12 protein-coding genes are annotated in these 16,412 nt (G+C 67.1%); 6 read left to right on the top strand and 6 right to left on the bottom strand.

Annotation, left to right across the window (positions count from 1 at the left end; all coding sequences use genetic code 11):
- Positions 1 to 436: 436 nt before the first annotated feature.
- A complete protein-coding gene (locus tag ACSDHM_RS09845; RefSeq protein ID WP_353079947.1) occupies positions 437 to 2,119 on the bottom strand; it encodes an autotransporter family protein in 1,683 nt (560 codons plus the stop codon).
- A 3-nt stretch (positions 2,120 to 2,122) separates the two neighbouring features.
- On the opposite strand from ACSDHM_RS09845, the gene ACSDHM_RS09840 reads away from it, so the two are divergent.
- Entirely contained in the window at positions 2,123 to 2,512 is a 390-nt protein-coding gene (locus ACSDHM_RS09840) for a hypothetical protein (RefSeq protein WP_146260233.1), read from the top strand.
- Between the two features lie 619 nt (positions 2,513 to 3,131).
- On the top strand, positions 3,132 to 5,477 hold the full coding sequence (locus tag ACSDHM_RS09835; RefSeq protein WP_188240941.1) for a GH92 family glycosyl hydrolase: 2,346 nt from the start codon (positions 3,132 to 3,134) through the stop codon (positions 5,475 to 5,477).
- 139 nt (positions 5,478 to 5,616) lie between these two features.
- On the opposite strand, the gene ACSDHM_RS09830 is transcribed toward ACSDHM_RS09835, so the two are convergent.
- Complete coding sequence (locus ACSDHM_RS09830; protein ID WP_439426927.1) at positions 5,617 to 6,990, bottom strand: sensor histidine kinase; 1,374 nt, start codon at positions 6,988 to 6,990, stop codon at positions 5,617 to 5,619.
- Positions 6,983 to 7,657, bottom strand: a complete 675-nt coding sequence (locus tag ACSDHM_RS09825) for a response regulator (protein ID WP_072168815.1) — start codon at positions 7,655 to 7,657, stop codon at positions 6,983 to 6,985. Before ACSDHM_RS09825 ends, ACSDHM_RS09830 begins: the two co-directional genes overlap by 8 nt.
- Positions 7,658 to 7,719: 62 nt before the next feature.
- Here ACSDHM_RS09825 and ACSDHM_RS09820 point away from each other — a divergent pair, with 62 nt between their 5' ends.
- The 3 genes from ACSDHM_RS09820 to ACSDHM_RS09810 are packed head-to-tail and all read left to right on the top strand — an operon-like array spanning position 7,720 to position 13,210.
- Positions 7,720 to 8,967 carry a TolC family protein gene (locus ACSDHM_RS09820; protein ID WP_439426926.1) on the top strand — a complete coding sequence of 416 codons (1,248 nt, stop codon included), beginning with the start codon at positions 7,720 to 7,722 and terminating at the stop codon, positions 8,965 to 8,967.
- Positions 8,964 to 10,136, top strand: a complete 1,173-nt coding sequence (locus ACSDHM_RS09815) for an efflux RND transporter periplasmic adaptor subunit (RefSeq protein ID WP_439426925.1) — start codon at positions 8,964 to 8,966, stop codon at positions 10,134 to 10,136. The genes ACSDHM_RS09820 and ACSDHM_RS09815 overlap by 4 nt, the downstream gene beginning before the upstream one ends.
- Positions 10,133 to 13,210, top strand: coding sequence for an efflux RND transporter permease subunit (locus tag ACSDHM_RS09810; RefSeq protein WP_439426924.1), 3,078 nt, complete (start codon positions 10,133 to 10,135; stop codon positions 13,208 to 13,210). Before ACSDHM_RS09815 ends, ACSDHM_RS09810 begins: the two co-directional genes overlap by 4 nt.
- Positions 13,211 to 13,327: 117 nt before the next feature.
- Here ACSDHM_RS09810 and ACSDHM_RS09805 read toward each other — a convergent pair whose 3' ends face one another.
- A complete protein-coding gene (locus ACSDHM_RS09805) occupies positions 13,328 to 14,071 on the bottom strand; it encodes an SDR family oxidoreductase (RefSeq protein ID WP_439426923.1) in 744 nt (247 codons plus the stop codon).
- 105 nt (positions 14,072 to 14,176) lie between these two features.
- Here ACSDHM_RS09805 and ACSDHM_RS09800 point away from each other — a divergent pair, with 105 nt between their 5' ends.
- Complete coding sequence (locus tag ACSDHM_RS09800; RefSeq protein WP_334271164.1) at positions 14,177 to 15,130, top strand: LysR family transcriptional regulator; 954 nt, start codon at positions 14,177 to 14,179, stop codon at positions 15,128 to 15,130.
- Between the two features lie 19 nt (positions 15,131 to 15,149).
- Here the strand turns inward: ACSDHM_RS09800 and ACSDHM_RS09795 are convergent, their stop codons facing one another.
- Both ACSDHM_RS09795 and ACSDHM_RS09790 read right to left on the bottom strand, forming a co-directional pair.
- Positions 15,150 to 15,473 carry a MoaF-related domain-containing protein gene (locus tag ACSDHM_RS09795; RefSeq protein WP_111007777.1) on the bottom strand — a complete coding sequence of 108 codons (324 nt, stop codon included), beginning with the start codon at positions 15,471 to 15,473 and terminating at the stop codon, positions 15,150 to 15,152.
- On the bottom strand, positions 15,470 to 16,408 hold the full coding sequence (locus ACSDHM_RS09790) for a cyclase family protein (protein WP_198422623.1): 939 nt from the start codon (positions 16,406 to 16,408) through the stop codon (positions 15,470 to 15,472). Before ACSDHM_RS09790 ends, ACSDHM_RS09795 begins: the two co-directional genes overlap by 4 nt.
- Positions 16,409 to 16,412 lie beyond the last annotated feature (4 nt).

The following is a 16,412-nucleotide window of genomic DNA, read 5'->3' as shown; positions in this document are numbered from 1 at the left end:
TAGGTAAGCTCCACGCCGCGTCCACCCGTGTTGTTTACCGTCGACTGGGTGAGCGTGAGTACGCTGTTTGCGACGCGGATTGCGGTGGAGTTTACTGCTGATGCAGACACCTCGGCACCTGAAAGCGTCGCCGTGGACTGGGCATGTGCGTCGATGCCGAGTGTCTTTCCGCCGGGATTGACGATCAGCCGGGCATTGATGAGTAACCACGCCTCTGGCAAGTCTCCCGGTTGCACGGTTGCGGACTGCCCAGGGTTCAGCGATCCGGCATGCAGCGGAGCTGCCATGGCAAGATAGCTGGTCACAGCCAGTGCGAGGAAACGGCGAACAGCGATCTTCATGGAAAGTCTCCTTCGACCCTCCGTCCCAGCGGCCTACGAAAGTTCATGTGGATTGGCTGGGAGGCGCCAGCCTGGCTGCCTCTCATGCGCAAGGCTTACCAGCTGTAACTGACACCCACCTGCGCACTGGTCTGGTGATAGCCGCTGGCCCGCTGCAGCGACAGGCCGCCCCAGGCACCGACGCCGTTGGCAAACTTCACCGATGCGCCGCCGCTGAACTCGCCACGGCTGCGCGGCACGCGTGCATCGGCGATCTCGTCATCCATGCGGATCTGCGATTCGGCGCGGGTGTGCAGCCAGTTGGCGGTCAGGTACGGCTGCACCTCGGCGGTCCCGTTGCCCCAGCGGGTCACGCCGGACAGGCGCAGGCCCGCGCGGCCGAACAGGCCATTGGCATTCTCGGTGCTCACCACCGTGCCGTTGGCCTCGGTGTGGCGGTTGCTGTCCCAGCGGCTGTAGCCCACCTGCAGCTGCGGCTCCAGGTAGATGCCGCCGTTGCTGGCACCGCCTACACGGAACGCGTAGCCGGTTTCCACCGCACCCTGCCAGGCACGGCTGTCGTAGCGTTCCGCGTCCAGGCCGATGCCTTCCACGCGATTGCGGAACTGCGCGCGCTGCACCGAGCCGTCCACATAGAAGCCTGCATACGGGTCGGCACCGTTGCCGCCGCGCCAGGTGCCGTAGATGCCCAGCGCTTCGCCCTTCACCTTGCCGCGGGCGTAGTAGCCGGTCAGCGCGTTGGTGGAGGTGCTGGTGGCGTTGCCGGTGGACAGCATCACGCCCACGCTGCTGCCCGAATCGTGACGCCACAGATCAGCACCGACGGTCAGTGCCTGGCTGTTGCCACGGATGTCGAGCTGGCGGCTGACGGCATCGAAGCCGTTACGCGAGCCATCCACGCGGGCCCAGGCGCGGCCGGAGTTCTGGCCGGCGTTGCGGTCGTGGTAGCCCAGGCGGAACATCGTCTGCGCGGCCTGCAGGTTGGCCAGGTAGGCGCCGGGTTCGGGGCGCAGCACCGGTTCCGGATCGACCGGATCCACGGGATCCACGGGATCCACGGGATCCACAGGGTCGACCGGCGGGCATTGCGGCAAGCCGGGGTTGGCCTCGCAGGGGTCAGGAACCGTCGGCAGCTGGGAACGCAGGTACCAGTTGCCATCAGCGCCGGTACCCTTGTGCAGGAAGTACTCGTACTGACCGCCCACTGCGCGGCCGGAGAGGTTGAACTGGCCGTTGGAGGTGCCGCCCACTTGGATCAGTTCGATGCCCTTGTCCGTCTGAGCACCGGCACCGCCGACGTTGTTGACGCGCACATTGGCAGTGCCGCTGGTGTCACCGCCAATGATCAGCTTGTCGGTGGCGGCGTTGTCGCCGGCCAATACGGTGTTGAAGATGATCGTGCCATCGGCGCCGCTGAAGTTGCCGGCTACGTTCAGGGTGTGGAAGGCGGAGCCGTCGCCGAGGGACACGGTGCCGTTGCCGAGGCTTAGCGCACCGACCGTGGAGTTTCCGGTCATGTTCCAGGTGGCAGAGTCCAGTGACACGCGAGTGACGTCGGTCATCGCGCCGGTGATGCTGGCGCCGTTCGAGAGTGCGACGTTCACAGTGCCCCCGGCAGCGTTAACGATGCCACCGGTCGCGCTCGAGGCATCGAGGTTCAGGTCGATCTCTGCGCCTGCATCCTCGACCAGAAGCGCGGTGCCGCTGCCACCGACCAGCTGGCTGCCGTTGCGGAAATTGAACGTCGCCAGGACAGAAGGCCTGCTACCAAAGCGCACAACATGAATGCCTGCGCCGCTGCGGCCTTCAACACGCGAAGCGTCTATCTCAACATTGGCTCTATCACCTGGTGCGGCCATTTGAAAGTTCGCATTGATGCCCGAATCATCACCAATGATGGTGCTTCCATTCCGGGCAAGCAGGTGGGCCGGGTCGGCCAACAGGAATCCAATACCGCGGTCAAAAGCGCCGTTGGAGTTGAACACGCCTTCGAGTCGGCTTGCGTCCAGCGTCAGATCGGCACCCTGCGTAGCACTACCACCGATGCCGGCACCTACCAGTGTGGTGCGTTCGACGACTGCGACGGAGCTGCCGGAAGTGCCACCGGAGGTAATCAGACTCAGGGCACGGCCGGCGGTGTTCCGGACGGTGCTGTCGCTCAACGAGAGTGAGCTGTTGTTCAGATTGATCCGCCCATCAATGGACACGCTGTTCGCCGTGACGCTGGATGTCCCTCGGGCATCGATGTCCAGGAGGCGTGCTCCTGGATTGCCTGTCAGCTGTGCGCCGTCGAGTGACCAGGACTCCGGGGCATCCCCAGCATTCACTGTGGCCGACTGGCCAGGGCCCAGAGTTCCGGCCTGGGCGGTGGATGCGAGGGTGATGCCGGTGGCTATGGCCATGGCAAGGGAACGACGAACTGCGATCTTCATGGCGGTACTCCTACGGGGTATCAAACTTCGGGAAACGGGCCGCATCACTTCGTTGGCGTGAATGAAACGCTGTGATGGCGTGAGGATGAAGTGATTCCGGCGCACTTTCCGGCCCGGCTGGTGCAAAGTGCAATAGCGGTCGCATTGCGACCGGGAATGCCGCAGGGCACCTTTTTCGCCCCGCTTTTCGGCTTTGGCGACAGTGTGGTGAGCGCCACGGCATCGAACCATGCAATTAGTTGCATAGGAAATCGGACAGCTTTTGTCGCCTTTAGATCCATTCAGTTGCGCCGCAACATGCGGCACCTGAAGCCCGGTGCTAGCATCCGGTCAACATCTTGAATCGATCCAAACTCCGATGCCCACGCTGGACCGTCGTCTCCTGATCGCTTTCGCCGCGACCGCCGTGCTTGCCTCCGGGGCGGCGCTGGCGGTCCCGTCGAAATCCGCCGCCGAACGCGCCTACGCCGCCGTCGATCCCTTCATCGGAACCGGTGGCGAGGGCCACACCTATCCCGGCGCCACGGTGCCGTTCGGCATGGTCCAGCTCAGCCCGGACACGCGCATCCAGCCGCGCGAGAAGGCCTATGGCTGGGCGGCGGGCTACCGTTACGACGACAGCAGCATCGTCGGTTTCTCGCATACGCATTTTTCCGGCACCGGTCATTCGGACCTGGGCGACATCCTGCTGATGCCGTTCACCGGCACTCCCGGCCTGGAGCGTGGCGATCCGGAGAAGCCGGGCAGCGGCTATGCCTCGCGGTTCCGCCACGCTGACGAGAAGGCCGAGCCGGGCTACTACGCGGTCACCCTGGACGACTACAGGGTGCGTGCCGAGCTGACCACCAGTACCCGCGTGGGCGTGCATCGCTATGCCTTCCCCAAGGGTACCGACGCCAAGGTGCTGCTGGACATGCGTACCAGCATGTACGACTACCCGGGCAAGGTGCTGTGGTCGCGGGTACGGGTGCGCGCCGACGGCACGGTCACGGGCTTCCGCGAAACCCGCGGCTGGGCGCCGGGCCGCCAGCTGTATTTCGCGATGCGTTTCTCGCGCCCGCTGGCCGGGCACGAGCTGCACAACACCGAGCAGGACATCGTCTACAAGGGCTTCCCGCCGCCGGGTGAGAAGGATCCCGCGCAGCGCGCCCAGATCGAGGGCCGACAGCTGGTCGGCACGTTCGCATTCGGCAAGCTGGATGCACCGCTGGTGGTGAAGGTGGCGATCTCGCCGGTCAGTGAAGCCGGCGCCATCGCCAACCTCGACGCCGAAGTGGCCGACTTCGATTTCGACCGCGTGCGTGCGCAGGCAAAGCAGGAGTGGACGCAGGCGCTGTCGGTACTCGATATCGACGCCCCCGAGCATGCGCGGCGCAGTGCCTATACCGCGCTGTACCACACCCTGCTGGGGCCGACGCTGTTCATGGATGCCGATGGCCAGTACCGCGGGCCGGACAATGCCGTGCACAAGGCCGAGGGCTACACGAACTATTCCACGTTCTCGCTGTGGGACACCTACCGTGCGCTGCACCCGTTGCTGACGCTGGTGCAGCCGGAGAAGCGCAACAGCGACTTCGTCAATTCCATGCTTGCCCACCATGAGCACAGCCCGTACGGCATGCTGCCGGTATGGTCGTTCCATGGCCTGGAAGACTGGTGCATGATCGGCTACCACGCCGTGCCGGTGATCGCCGATGTCTACGTGAAGGGCATTCGTGGCTTCGACGCCGACAAGGCGCTGAAGGCAATGGTCGAGACCGCCAATTACGGTCCCTATGACGGCATCGCGCAGTACCGCGAGCTGGGCTACGTGCCGATCGACGAGGAGGGCGAAGCAGCCAGCAAGACGCTGGAATACGCCTTCGACGACTGGACCATCGCACGCATGGCGCAGGCCATGGGCAAGGCCGATATCGCGGCGACCTTCGACAAGCGCGCAGGCAACTGGCGCAATGCCTTCGACAAGGACACCGGCTTCATGCGCGCACGCAAGCGCGATGGCAGTTTCCGCACGCCCTTCGACCCCAGCGCCAGCGGCTACGGCACCGACTACACCGAAGGCAATGCCTGGCAGTATTCGTGGTACGTGCCGCAGGACGTCGCCGGGTTGGCGGCCGCGCACGGTGGCAGCGACAAGCTGCTCGCGCTCCTGGACGAGGTGTTCAACGCCAAGGTGGATCCGTCGATCTTCGAGCACATGGAAGACATCACCGGCCTGATCGGCTGGTATGCCCACGGCAATGAGCCCAGCCACCACGTGGCCTACCTGTATTCGTATGCCGGCCAGCCGTGGCGCACGCAGGCGCGCCTGAAGCAGATCATGGATACCCAGTACGCCGACCGCCCGGATGGCCTGGCCGGCAACGATGATGTCGGCCAGATGTCGGCGTGGTACGTGTTCACCGCCCTGGGCTTCTATCCCGTGGCCCCGGGCTCGGGCGAGTACATCCTTGGCCGTCCGTTCCTGCCGAAGACCGCGATGCGCCTGCCCAACGGCAAGACGTTCACCATCGTGGCCGAGGGGCTGGATGACGCGCACACGTACGTGGGCAGCGTGACGTTGAACGGCAAGCCGCTGCAGCGTACCTTCCTGCGCCACGACGAGATCCTGGCCGGCGGCGAACTGCGCTTCAGCATGCAGGCCGAGCCGAACAAGGACTGGCCGGGGCAGGGCGCGCAGGCGCCGTATTCGATGAGCCAGTGACGATTGGTAGGTGCCGACCTTGGTTGGCACGCTTCACGGGTGACCAGGAACCTGTAGAGCCGAGCCCACGCTCGGCTCAGGCATCGTGCCAGGAGCAGCCGAGCATGGGCTCGGCTCTACAAGGGCAATTCAACAACGCTCAGCGGAACCGCAGCCCCACGCGCGCGCCACCGAGCGGCGCCGTTTCGATCTTCAACATCGCACCATGCCGTTGCGCGATCTCGGCCACGATCGCCAGCCCCAGCCCGCAGCCGTCCCCCTCGCTGCTGGCCCGGTAGAAGCGTTCTGTGACGCGCGCGCGTTCGGCTTCGGCGATGCCGGCGCCGTCATCGTCCACCCAGACCTGCACGCCGTCGGTTTCCTGCCGAACGCCCAGGGTGATCACACCGGGCGCGGCGCCATAGCGCAGCGCGTTGTCCAGCAGGTTGCCCAGCGCCTCGCGCAGCAGCTGCGGATCACCTTGCACCTGCACACCGTCGTCGGGTCCGTCGTAACCCAGGTCCACGTCGACCGCCAACGCACGGTCTGCGTAGCGCTCGACCACGCCCCGCGCCAGCGCGGCCAGGTCCAGCGGCTGCAGCGGCAGTACGCTGCCATGGGGATCTTCCGAACGGCTGAGCATCAGCAGTTGGTTGACCAGGTGCTGCAGCCGCGCCAACCCAGCCAGCGTGCCGGACAGCGCGAGGTGCTGGGTCTGCGGATCCTGTTGCCGCAATGAACTCTCCAGCTCCACCTGCATCGCCGCCAGCGGCGTGCGCAGCTGGTGCGCGGCGTTGCTGACGAAGCGCCGTTGCGCGGCTTGCATGGCGTCCAGTCGCTGCAGCAGGGCGTTGTAGGCCTCCACCGCCGGCCACAGTTCGCGCGGCGCCTCCTGCGCCGGCTCCAGTGGCGCCAGCGGGTCGGGGCGTGGGCTGGCCAACCGCCGCGCCACCTGGTTCGCATGGCGTGCGGCAGCGCCGGTCCCGGACCAGGCCAGCCAGGCCGCGAGGGCGAGGATCGCGGCCTGGAACGGAATGCTGGTCAGCAGCAGCTTGCGCTCCAGCCGGTGGCGCTTGCGCAGCGTCTCGGCCACGCGCAGCCGGATATCGTGGCCGGGCCCGGCGCTGACCACGACTTCGACCATGCGCACCGGCTGCCCGCGTAGGCGCGCATCGTAATAAACCGCGTCGTCGCTTGAAGCGGCGGTGGCCGGGCGGGGCAGCGCTTCGGCCAGGTCGCCATACAAGCGTGCACCCGCAGCGTCGACCACTTCGCCATGCACTTCATCGGCGGTGTCCCAGCTGAACATACGTGACACCGCGGGCGTGATCTCGATCAAGGTATGACCGTCCTGCACCGTCACCAGCTCGGACAGCGACATCGCCGAGTCCAGAAGCCAGCGGTCGTAGACCTGGCCGGCGTAGAAACGGGCCAGCGCGAAGGAACCTACCGCGCTGCACAGCAGCAGCACCAGCAGTGGCAGCCACAGGCGGCGCAGCAGCAGGCCACGCAGGCTGTGCACGCGCTCAGTCACCCACGGCCTCCAAGCGATAACCCAGGCCACGCAGCATGCGGATGCCGACGCCGGCACGCGCCTGTTCCAACTTGCGGCGCAGGCGGCTGACATGCACCTCGATCACCGACAGGTTGGCTTCGTGGTCCCAGCTGTACAGCGCATCGAACAGGCGCTGCTTGGTGACGGTGCGGCCAGGATGCTGCATCAGTGCCTCGACCAGCGACAGCTCGCGCGCGGTCAACTCGATGCGCTGGCCTTCAACCTGCACTTCATTGCGGATGCTGTCGAAGCACAACCGGCCCAATCGCTTCTGAGCCGGTGCATCGCTGCGGCGGCGCGACAGTGCACGCAGGCGGGCTTCCAGCTCACCGAGTGCGAACGGCTTGGCCAGGTAATCGTCGCCACCCCGGTCGAGGCCGAGGATGCGGTCCTCCACACCATCGCGTGCGGTCAGGATCAGCACCGGCAGGGTGGCACCGTCGTTGCGCAGGCGCGAGAGCAGGTCCAGGCCATCGACGTCGGGCAATGAAAGGTCCAGCACCATCACGTCATACGGTGCGCCGGCCAGTGCCGCCGGCGCGTGCAGTCCACGCGAGAGGTGGTCGCACAGATGACCGGCACCCTGCAGGGCGCGGATCAGTCCATCGGCCAGAGCGGCGTCGTCTTCGATCAGCAGGATTCGCATTGCAAGCTTCGTGCAAGGTTGGGGCAAGTTTGGCGCAAGTGCATCACCTTACCGTGACGTGCATGAATTTCTCCTCTCGTCTTGCGGCCGTGCTGGCCACGCTTCTGTGCGCGCCTGCGGCTTCGGCGCTGTCCCTGCAGGAAGCGCAGCGCGCAATGGAAGCACACAACCCGGACCTGCGCGCGGCGGCACTGGCGCTGCGTGGCGTGCAGGGCGACGCGCAGACGGCGGCGCTGCGTCCAGCGACCGAGCTGTCGATCGGCACCAGCAAGCTCAGCCCCAGGCACGGCGTCGGCCCGGGCCGCTGGCAGGACAAGCGGATGGACAGCACCGTGGGCCTGGGCTGGACCTGGGAACGCGGTGGCAAGCGCGCGTTGCGTATCCGCCAGGCCGATGCGCTGCTGGAGGTGGCCGGGCTGGAGATGCTCGATGCGCGGCGTCGCCAGCAGGTGGCGCTGCATGAGGCCTACTTCGGCCTGAAGCGCGCGCAGGAGCGGGTGCAGATTGCCGAGGCCAACCGCCAGAGTTCGGCCGAACAGATGGCGGCAGCCGACAAGCAGGTTGCCACCGGGGCGATGGCGCCGGTCGACCGCGCGCGGCTGGCGGTGGACGACCTGGCGGTGGCCGACGCGGCGCGCGAGGCGGCCCTGGATCTGCGCGATGCGCGGCACGCGCTGGGCCTTCTGCTCGGGCGTGACGACAGCGGTGACCTCAGCGCCGATGATCCCTGGCCGGACCTCGCAGGCGTTGCCGCAACGCGCGCGTTCGATCCGCAGCAGCGTGCCGATCTGCGCGCAGCGCGTTCGCGCCTGGCCGCGGCGGATGCCGGTGTGGCACTGGCGCGCAGCGAGCGCTATCGCGACATCCAGTTGGGCGTGGAAGCCGAACGCGAGCCGACCGACATCAGCGGTGTGACCTGGGGCGTGTCGTTGACCATCCCGCTCGGCGGCCCGTCACGTGCACGCGGCACGATGCAGCGTGCCGAGGCCGACCGTGATAGTGCCGCGCTGGAACTGCAGGTGCTGCAGCGCGAAGCGCGCGCCGAACTTGACCTGCTGCAGGCCAGCGTGCAGTCCGCCGCGCAGCGCCGCAGCGACTACGAAGGACTGCAGTCCGACGCCGCGCGCAAGGCGGTGCAGGGCATCGAACTGGCCTACCGGCGCGGCGCCGCCAGCCTGACCGACCTGCTGGATGCGCGCCGTAGCTGGCGCGACTTCGAGGGCGCACTGATCGAAGCACGCGTCAACCATGCCATTGCCCTGGCGCTCTGGGAAGCGGCCACATCCGTTGCTGAAGGAGAGTCTCGATGAAGTTCATCGTCGTTTGTCGCCCGCAGGCGCGACATGCCGTGCTGCCGGCCTTGCTGGCGCTGGCCCTGCTGGGCGGCTGCGGCCGCGAGCCGGCGTCGTATACCGAGGACGCGCCGCAGGTCAGTGCCGGCCAGGTCCAGTTTCCAGCCGGCAGCCGCCAGCTGGACGTGCTGCGCAGCGAGGCGGTGACCGCCGGCGCAAGCGCCAGCCTGCAGCTGCCGGGCCGGGTGGTCTGGGACGAGACACGCTCCAGTGCACTGCGCACGCCGTTGCCGGGTCAGGTGGCGCGCATCGAGGCGCAGCCGGGGCAGAAAGTGAAGGCCGGCCAGGTGATTGCCTGGATCACCTCGCCCGAGTTCGGCCAGGCCCAGGCCCACAGCGTGCGTGGCCGCGCCGAGCTGCAGCGGGCCCGCCGGGAACTGGACCGTACCCGCGAGCTGCATGCCGCGGGTGTGGCGTCGGGCCGTGAACTGGACGAGGCCGAGGCCAACTTCGCGGGCAGCCAGGCCGATCATGCGCGCGCGAATGCATTCGCCCGGGCCTATGGCAATGGCCAGCGCGTGGACCAGCGCCTGCCGCTGCGCGCCCCCATCGATGGCGTGCTGGTGGAGCGGCGGATGAACCCGGGCATGTCGGTCAGTCCCGACAGCGAGCAGCCATTGGCAGTGATCGGCGATCCGGACCGCCTGTGGCTGCTGCTGGATGTTCCTGAAAGCCTGGCAGGGCGGTTGAAGGCCGGCATGCAGGTGAGCGTGCCCGGCGCCGATGGCCAGCCGCTGCAGGCGACCCTGCAGCACGTGGATGACTTCGTCGACAGTGAGCGCCGCGTGGTGCAGGCGCGTGCCGAGCTGGACAACCGCGCACGTGGCTTCAAGGCCGGGCAGTACGTACGCGCCCAGGTGGCGTTGCCGTCCGAGGGCGGTGTCTCGCTGCCCGACGCCGCGGTGTTGCTGATCGACGGAAAGCAGGTGGTGTTCGTGGAGGAAGGCAAGGGCCGCTTCGTGCGCCACGCGGTGCACGTCGAGGAGCTGGGTGACGGCCGCCTGTGGGTGCGTGAAGGCCTGGCGCGGGGCAGCAGAGTGGTCGTCGAGGGTGGCCTTCTGCTGCAACAGCTGGTGGACAGCGCGCCGGCAGCCGTCAGCACCGGCACGGGGCGCGCCGCCCCATGATCGATCGCCTGATTGCCTATTGCCTGCGCCAGCCGCTGATGGTGATGCTGGCGTTGCTGCTGTTCATCGGCGCTGGCATCGCCGCGTTCCGCGTGCTGCCGGTGGAAGCCTTCCCGGATGTGTCCGACACCCAGGTGACGGTGGTGTCGCTGCACCCGGGCCGTGCCGCCGAAGAGGTGGAGCGTGAGGTGACGATGCCGCTGGAAGTGGCGCTGTCCGGCATTCCGCATTCGGTGCGGGTGTTCTCGCATACGCAGTTCGGCCTGTCGATGATCATCCTGACCTTCGACGACAAGGCCGATGACTACTTCGCACGCCAGCAGGTGCTGGAGCGCCTGCAGGGCGTGGAGCTGCCGGAAGGGGTGACCCCGGAGCTGGAGGCGATGAGCTCGGCGGTGGGCGAGATCTACCGCTATGTGCTGAAAGGCCCGCACCTGACCCCGACCCAGCTGCGCACCGTGCAGGAATGGACGATGGAGCGTAGCCTGCGCACCGTTCCTGGAGTGGCCGATGTGATCAGCTTCGGTGGCTTTGCGCGCACCTTCCAGGTCAAGCCGGACCTGGACAAGCTGCGTGACCGCGGCATCAGCCTCGGTGAGTTCGCCGAGGCGCTGGAGAAGGGGAGTTCGAACGCGGGCGGCGGCTATGTGGAACGCGGCCAGCAGCAGTTCCTGATCCGTGGTGTGGGCCTGATGCGTTCGCCGGCCGACATTGGCAACGTGGTGGTGGCGCAGCGCGGTGGCACGCCAATCCTGGTGCGCGACCTTGCCGGTATCGCCGATACCGGCCTTCCCCGGCAGGGCCTGGTCGGCCACGACGACAATGACGATGCGGTGTTCGGCATGGTGCTGATGCGCAAGGGCGAGAACCCGTCCGACGTACTCGACGCCCTGCATGCGCGCATCGCCGAGATCGAGGCCAACCAGCTGCCGGCCGGCGTCAGCATCGAGCCGTTCTACGACCGCTCATGGCTGGTCTCGACCACGCTGAAAACCGTCTTCCGCAACCTGCTGGAAGGCGCCGTGCTGGTGTTCCTGGTGCTGTGGCTGTTCCTGTACAACGCCCGCGCGGCGCTGATCGTGGCGGCGATGATGCCGCTGGCACTGCTGTCGACCTTCCTCGGCCTGCACCTGTGGGGCGTACCGGCCAACCTGCTTTCGCTGGGAGCGATGGACTTCGGCATCATCATCGATGGCGCGGTGATCGTGACCGAGCACATCGTTTCGCGGCTGTCGAAGCTGCCGCCGAACGCTGACAGGAAAACGCGCTTCTCGACCGTCCTCTCGGCAGCCTCCGAAGTGGGGCGGCCGACGTTCTTCTCGATGCTGATCATCATCGCCGCACACATCCCGATCTTCACCCTGCAGCGCCAGGAGGGCCGAATGTTCGCGCCGATGGCGTACTCGGTGACCTCGGCGTTGATCGGTGCGTTGATCCTCGCACTGACCGTGGTGCCACTGTTCTGCTACTGGTGGCTGCGCCGCGACCGCATGCGCGATGGCAATCCGCTGATGGACCGCCTGACCGGCTGGTACAAGCCGATCCTGGAACGCGCACTTGCCCGTCCGCGCGCGGTGGTGCTGACTGCGGTTGTGCTGCTGGTCGGTACGCTGGCACTGGGCACGCGGCTGGGATCGGAGTTCCTGCCCGAGCTGGACGAAGGATCGATCTGGCTGACGGCCACGCTCGACCCGAGCACCAGCCTGGGCGAAGCGCAGCAGCAGTCGCGGCGCATCCGTGAGCTGGTCGGCACTTTCCCGCAGGTGTCGACGGTGGTGGCCAAGCTGGGGCGGCCAGAAGACGGCTCCGATGCCAAGGGCGCCAACCAGATCGAGGCGCTGGTGGCGTTGAAGCCTGAGAAGGAATGGCCGAAGGGCGTGGACAAGCGCCAGCTGGTGAGCGATCTGCAGCGCACGCTGGAGCAGCGCATTCCGGGACCGGAGTTCTCGATCTCGCAGCCGGTGCGCGACAACATCCTGGAGAGCATCTCGCAGATCAAGGGCCAGGTGGTGATCAAGGTCAGCGGCTCGGACCTGGATGTACTGAACCAGCACGCGCAGGCGATCCTGGTCCAGGTACGTGCGGTGGACGGCGTGGAAAGCGCGTTCATCGATCGCGACGGTTCGCTGCCGCAGCTGCAGATCGACATCGACCGCGACCGCGCCGCGCGCTACGGCCTGAACGTGCGCGACATCGACGAGGTGATCGAGACCGCACTGGGCGGACGCCAGGTCGGTGAACTGTGGGAAGGTGACCGCAGGTTCCCGATCACCCTGCGCCTGGACGATGCCGATCGTGAGCTGCAGCGGCTGCGTACGGTGCCGGTTGGCATCGGCGATGGCCACACGGTGACGCTGTCCGACGTGGCCGAGTTCCGCATGGCCAGCGGCGCGATCAACATCTCGCGCGAGAACGCACAGCGGGTGAAGGCGGTGAGCATCTTCATCGCCGGCCGCGACATGGGCAGCGTGGTGGCTGACATGCGCAAGCGCGTGGACGCCAGCGTGCAGCTGCCGGAAGGCTACCGGCTGGAGTGGTCCGGCGAGTTCGAGAACCAGCAGCGTGCGATGAAGCGGCTGGGCTGGGTGATTCCGCTGTCGGTGCTGATCATCTTCGTGCTGCTGTTCGATGCCTTCAAGGACATCAGCAGCGCTGCGCTGATCCTGGCCAACGTGCCACTGGCGATGATCGGCGGCATCCTCGCCCTGTGGCTCACTGGCATCCCGCTGTCAGTGTCGGCGGCGATCGGTTTCATCGCGTTGTTCGGGCAAGCAGTGCTGAACGGCGTGGTGATGCTCAGTCGCTTCGCCCAGCTGCGCGAGCAGGGCATGGACCTGCTGCAGGCGGTGGTGCAAGGTTCGCTGCAGCGCCTGCGCACGGTGCTGATGACCGCGCTGCTGGCGATGTTCGGCCTGCTGCCGATGGCCACTTCGCATGCGATTGGTGCCGAGACGCAGAAGCCGCTGGCGGTGGTGGTGATCGGTGGCCTGCTGTCGGCGATGCTGCTGACCCTGCTGGTGCTGCCTACGCTGTACTACTGGGTGCACGGGCGTCGCGAGGCCCATGGCGCCTGACCTGCCTGTAGCGCCGAGCCCACGCTCGGCTGCTTCTGGCCTTTGCGCGAAGAGCAGCCGAGCATGGGCTCGGCTCTACAAGGGCGTCGCGCCATGCGTGGATGCCATCTGTGCGATCTACACCATTCCGCCGTTGGCGCGCAGCACCTGGCCGTTGATCCAGCCGCCATCGACACCCACCAGGAAGGCCACTGCACGGGCGATGTCTTCCGGCGTGCCCAGCCGCTCCAGCGGGTTCATCTTCGCCAGCCGCTCGATCAGCTCGGGCGGCTTGCCGTCCAGGAACAAGTCGGTGGCGGTCGGGCCGGGCGCCACCGCATTCACGGTGATGTTGCGCCCGCGCAGCTCCTTGCTGAGGATCGCGCTCATGGTTTCCACTGCCGCCTTGCTGGCGGCGTACGCGCTGTAGTTCTCCAGCCGGGTGCCGACCACGCTGGTGGACAGGGTGATGATGCGGCCACTGTCGCGCACCCGGCGCGCGCTTTCGCGCAGCACATTGAAGGCGCCCTTGAGGTTGATGCCGATGACCCGCTCGAACAATGCGTCGTCGGTGTCGGCCAGCGGCGCCAGCTGCAGCACACCGGCGCTGTTGACCACCACGTCGATACCGCCGAAACGGGCTTCGATGGCATCGAACAGCTGACGCATGGCCTGCGGATCGGCGACATCGGCCTGCAATGCGATGGCCTGCGCGCCGGCTGCGCTGAGTTCGGCCGCCAAGGCTTCGGCGTCGTCGCGGCGGCCCGCATAGTTGATCGCGACCGCGTGGCCGTCGGCGGCGAGCCGGCGGGAGATGGCGGCGCCGATGCCACGGGAGCCGCCGGTAACCAGGGCGACAGAGCGGACGGGGGAGGGGGTCATGGTGGTTTCCAGTGGGCACGCCGGAGTGGCGCAGGGCCATCTTCGCGCCATTGCCCGTTCGGATAATCCTGCATAATCCGCCAACATCATCCGGATCACCGAACAATGGATCGCTTCACGGCCATGCGCGCCTTCGTCCGTATCGTCGAGCGCCGCAGCTTCACCCGGGCTTCCGAGGACTTGGGCCTGCCACGGGCCACGGTGACCGACGCGATCAAGGCACTGGAACAGCGGCTGGGCGTGCGCCTGCTGCACCGGACCACGCGGCGGGTGGTGCCAACGCTCGAAGGCGAGGCCTTCTATGGCCGTTGCCTGCGCCTGATCGCCGACATGGATGATGCGGAGGCCGCGTTCCGTGACGCGCCGCCACGCGGCCCGTTGCGCATTGAAGTGCATGGCACGCTGGGCCGGCACCTGCTGTTTCCGCACCTGCCGGAATTCCTGCGGCGCTACCCGGAGATCGAGCTGGACGTCAGTGAAGGCGACCGTTATGTCGACCTGTTGCGCGAAGGCGTGGATGCGGCGTTGCGGGTGGGGACGCTGGCCGACAGCGATCTGGCGGCGCGCCGGTTGACGATGCTGCGCGAGGTGACGGTGGCCTCGCCAAGCTATGTGCAGGCCAGGGGCGCGCCGGGCAGCATCGATGCCCTGCGGGACGGCCACGAGATGGTCGGCTACCGCTCCAGCGCCAGCGGCCAGCTGATTCCGCTGGAGTTCCAGCAGGGCGGGCAGGTGCGCTACCTGCCGCTGCCGGCGCGGGTGCGTGTGTCCGGTGCGGACGCCTTCCTTGGTGCTGCGCTCGCAGGCCTGGGCATCATCCAGGCACCGCGCTACCGGATGGACCCGTATATCGCGCGCGGGCAGCTGGTCGAGCTGTTGCCTGAGGCGCCGCCGACGCCAAGCCCTTTGAGCCTGGTCTACCCGCGCAACCGCACGCCGTCGCCGCGGTTGCGGGTGTTCATCGACTGGGTGACTGGGGTGTTCGACTCGTTCGAGGGTGCCGGCCAGCGGCCGGCAATACCGGGCCCGGTCAAACAGAGTGGGGTATTGCTTGGGTAGTGCCGGCCGCTGGCCGGCATCACAGCGCGTGCAGCGGCCCCTGCATGCGATGGAAACTCCCATCGGGGGCGGTGAACCAGGCCAGCGAACGCCCACCCACGAAGTCGTCGACATGCACCACCGTGGCGCCGTCGGCTTCCTGCCACGAAATGGCATAGATCCCGTCGCTGATCTGTTGCCACTCGCAGGCGGCTTCGCCACGTGCGCCGGCATAGGCGCCGGAGACGATGACGTACTGCACGTGGCGACCATCGGCGCTGTAGGCATTGTCGGCCGCCAGGCCGTCATAGCAGACGCGGAAACGGCGGCCAGCGAACACGGGCAGGTCGGTGGCAGCGCTCATCGAATCGCCACCGGGTTGATGTTGACCTGGGTCGAGCCGACGTACAGCGGCTGGCCGAGTACGAACAGGAATTCCCAGGCCTTGTCGCGCACCAGGGCACGGCTGTCGATCAGCTCCAGGTTGTAGATGCCGCGCTTGGCCAGCATGTACTGGTTGACCGGAAATTCCTCGGCACCGTCCGGGTTCGGGTAGACCTCCGAGGCCCAGGTGTCGCCACCGAAGGCGACGATGCCCTGGTCGGCCAGCCACTTCGCGGCCTCCATGCCGATACCCGGTTCCACTGCCAGGAATTGCGTGTTGTCCTTGCCGATCAGTTCCAGCCAGCCGGTGTTGAACAGCACCACGTCGCCCTTGCGCAGGCTCAGGCCCTGCTTCTTCAGCACGGCCTGGATGTCGGCGACGGTGAACACGGTGCCGCCGGGCACGATCGCCTTGCCGTAGTACGCGGTCATGTCCAGCACCACGCCGCGGGTGACCATTGGCGGTACCTTCTCGACGCCGAGCTTGCGCACACCGTCCACGGTGACGAAGTCGGCAGCCCTGTTGCCGTTGTAGTAGACGTTGTCGATGCCGATATGGCCGATGCCGTTGAGCTGGGTGCCAACGCCGGTCCAGGCGTTCACCAGTTCATCGTTGAAGGTGAACCTGTTGGGGCCCAGCGACGTGCCGGCCTGCTGGCCGACCTGCACGTTGTACAGGCGGAAGCTGCGGTGGCGGAACGCGGGCAGGTTCTTGTCCACCGGCACCGCCAGCGGATAGGTCTTGCCGGTCCTGACCAGCGAGACAGCGTGTTTGACCACGTCCGCGGTCAGCAGGTTGGCCGCGCCGATCTCGTCATTGGCACCGTAGGCAGAGGGATACCAGTCCTCGGCACTAGCCTGGAAGGACAGCGGCAGGGTGGCCAGCGCAAGGGCGGCCAGGGTCTTCATCTTCATGGCA

Source organism: Stenotrophomonas sp. T8 (assembly GCF_051853085.1).
In the GTDB taxonomy this organism is placed as follows: Bacteria; Pseudomonadota; Gammaproteobacteria; order Xanthomonadales; family Xanthomonadaceae; genus Stenotrophomonas; species Stenotrophomonas sepilia.
The sequence above is the reverse complement of the archived record's forward strand: the minus strand, read 5'-3'. Positions and strand labels throughout refer to the sequence as shown.

What these genes read in the sequence shown, in the direction of transcription:
- ACSDHM_RS09840 (WP_146260233.1), top strand. Translation starts at nt 2,123, where the DNA reads ATGAATGCCTGCGCCGCTGCGGCCTTCAACACGCGAAGCGTCTATCTC.
- ACSDHM_RS09835 (WP_188240941.1), top strand. Translation starts at nt 3,132, where the DNA reads ATGCCCACGCTGGACCGTCGTCTCCTGATCGCTTTCGCCGCGACCGCC.
- ACSDHM_RS09825 (WP_072168815.1), bottom strand. Translation starts at nt 7,657, where the DNA reads ATGCGAATCCTGCTGATCGAAGACGACGCCGCTCTGGCCGATGGACTG.
- ACSDHM_RS09820 (WP_439426926.1), top strand. Translation starts at nt 7,720, where the DNA reads ATGAATTTCTCCTCTCGTCTTGCGGCCGTGCTGGCCACGCTTCTGTGC.
- ACSDHM_RS09815 (WP_439426925.1), top strand. Translation starts at nt 8,964, where the DNA reads ATGAAGTTCATCGTCGTTTGTCGCCCGCAGGCGCGACATGCCGTGCTG.
- ACSDHM_RS09810 (WP_439426924.1), top strand. Translation starts at nt 10,133, where the DNA reads ATGATCGATCGCCTGATTGCCTATTGCCTGCGCCAGCCGCTGATGGTG.
- ACSDHM_RS09805 (WP_439426923.1), bottom strand. Translation starts at nt 14,071, where the DNA reads ATGACCCCCTCCCCCGTCCGCTCTGTCGCCCTGGTTACCGGCGGCTCC.
- ACSDHM_RS09800 (WP_334271164.1), top strand. Translation starts at nt 14,177, where the DNA reads ATGGATCGCTTCACGGCCATGCGCGCCTTCGTCCGTATCGTCGAGCGC.
- ACSDHM_RS09795 (WP_111007777.1), bottom strand. Translation starts at nt 15,473, where the DNA reads ATGAGCGCTGCCACCGACCTGCCCGTGTTCGCTGGCCGCCGTTTCCGC.
- ACSDHM_RS09790 (WP_198422623.1), bottom strand. Translation starts at nt 16,408, where the DNA reads ATGAAGATGAAGACCCTGGCCGCCCTTGCGCTGGCCACCCTGCCGCTG.